Below are 2,112 nucleotides of genomic sequence, written 5' to 3'. Positions count from 1 at the left end.
CGGGCACGGCCGTCCGGTCGGTTTCCCGCTCCGTGCTCCGCGCGGGCACGGAGCGGCGCGCGGCCAGCAGCGACACGACCGCCACGGCACCGGCCAGCGCCAGATACCAGCTCGGCGCGAGCCGGCTCCCGCTGACCTCGATCAGGAAGGTGGCGATGAACGGGGCCGTGCCGCCGAAGAGCGCGTTGGCGGTGTTGAAGCTGAACGCGAACCCGGTGAACCGGACCTCGGTGGGGAACAGTTCGGCCAGATAGGACGGCAGTGTGCCGTCGTTCATGCTGAGCATGATCCCGAGTGCGAGCTGGATGAGGGTGACCCCCACGAGTCCGCTGAGGCCGAGCAGCAGGAACACCGGGACGGACAGGGCCACGAACAGCACCCCGGCGGTCATCAGCATGGCGGGGCGTCCGAACCGGTCGGAGATCCGGCCCATGACGAACACCGACCCGATGTAGCCGGTCAGGGCGACGGTGGTGGAGACGAACGAGGCGGTGTCGTCCACGCCGAGTTCGGTGGACAGGTAGGTCGGCATGTAGGAGAGCAGAATGTAGAACCCGACCGCGTTGAGGCAGGTGACACCGAACGCGATGAGGATCGCGGGCCAGTTGCGGGCGAAGGTCTCCCGCATCGGCGCGCGGACCTGCGACTCCTGCTGTTCGAGAGCGCGGAACTCGGGAGTGTCCTCCAGTTTGGCGCGAATGTAGCGGCCGATCAGCCCGAGCGGGGCGGCGAGCAGGAACGGCACCCGCCACCCCCAGGACTCCATGTCCTCGGCGGACAGCGTCGCGGTCAGCGCCGTGACCACGACCGAGCCGAGCAGCAGCCCGGACGCGGTGCTGGCCGGGACGACGCTGGTGAAGGTTCCCCGCCGGTTCCGTGGTGCGTACTCGAACAGGAACGCCGAGGCGCCGGCGTACTCACCGGCCGCGGAGAAGCCCTGCACCAGCCGGACCACGAGCAGCAGGATCGGGGCGAGCACCCCGACCTGCGCGTATCCGGGCAGCAGGGCGATCACGAAGGTCGCCGCGGACATGATGAGGATGGACAGCGACAACGCGGTGCGCCTGCCCACCCGGTCGCCGAAGTGTCCCCAGAAGATCCCGCCGATCGGGCGGATGACGAACGACACCGCGAACACGGCGAAGGTGGACAGCAGTCCGGCGGTGGCGGACGACTCGGGGAAGAACACCACGGCGATCGTGGTGGCCAGGTAGCCGTAGACGGCGTAGTCAAACCACTCGACGAGGTTGCCGATGAAGCTCGCGGTGACGACGCGACGCATCGTCCCCGGTCGCGGTTCCGTGTCCGGATCGGACACCGTTGCGCTCATCGCGGGCCTTCCTTCGCTCATCGGGACGGCGACGTGGAAGGACGTCACCGTCGGACGGATTCGGGCGGCACGGCCGCCACGGTCGCCCCTGTGGTGGTGCCTGCCGGTGCACCGACCGAATCGGACAACTCGATTGCGCGCAGCGGAACGTACTGAGGGGTCGGTGTCGAGTCAACACGTACCTCACGCACGTCCGATCGCATCCGGCGAACGCGCGTTCTTCCTGTTGCGTCGACCGCCGCGTCGGAAGTCGGTGAAGGTGCGACGCACGCGCCGAAGTCCGGATATCGTCCCGTTTATAGCAACGGAGTTGCGTGAGACGGGAAGGTGACAGATGGATAACGTGTGACGGGAGTCCGGGCGGTCCGCCGTGTCCCCGGTCACCGCGCCCGTCAGACGTCCACGGTCGCCGCGGCCGTCCAGTGGTCCCCGGCGCGGCTCAGCACCAGGTCGGACAGCGCGACCGCCTTGGGGATCGCGCCGATGAACCCGACCGCGTCGGTGCCGACGCCCCGCAGCCGCAGCCGCACGTGGTCCGCGTGCTCCTCGGTGATCTCGGCGGCGGTCGGGACGAGGTCGGCCACGTCGAGCCGGTAGATCACCTCATCCAGCACCGCGGCCAGCAGGTCCTCGTCGGAGGCGGCCGTGAGCTCGGAGGTCACCTCCCACCCGGCCCCGGCCCCGGCCCCGGCTCCGGCTCCGGCTCCGGCTCCGGCGTCGGTGTCGGAGTGGTCGGCGACCTCGGCGAAGCTGTCCACCAGCGCCGCCACGGCCTCGGCCAG

At 69.8% G+C, this 2,112-nt stretch carries 2 protein-coding genes; both read right to left on the bottom strand.

The features are described 5' to 3' along the window. Window positions 1-1,330, bottom strand: a 1,330-nt coding sequence (locus tag SACHA_RS23105; protein ID WP_019812241.1) for an MFS transporter, incomplete at its 3' end; no start/stop codon positions are given. Between the two features lie 392 nt (window positions 1,331-1,722). Continuing rightward, the coding region (locus tag SACHA_RS25810; RefSeq protein WP_019812240.1) for an archease at window positions 1,723-2,112 on the bottom strand (390 nt) is incomplete at its 5' end.

Origin of the sequence: Saccharomonospora halophila 8 (genome assembly GCF_000383775.1) — a bacterium.
GTDB classification, from domain to species: domain Bacteria; phylum Actinomycetota; class Actinomycetes; order Mycobacteriales; family Pseudonocardiaceae; genus Saccharomonospora; species Saccharomonospora halophila.
Note: the sequence above shows the minus strand (reverse complement) of the source record. Positions and strands in the feature narration are given on the sequence as shown.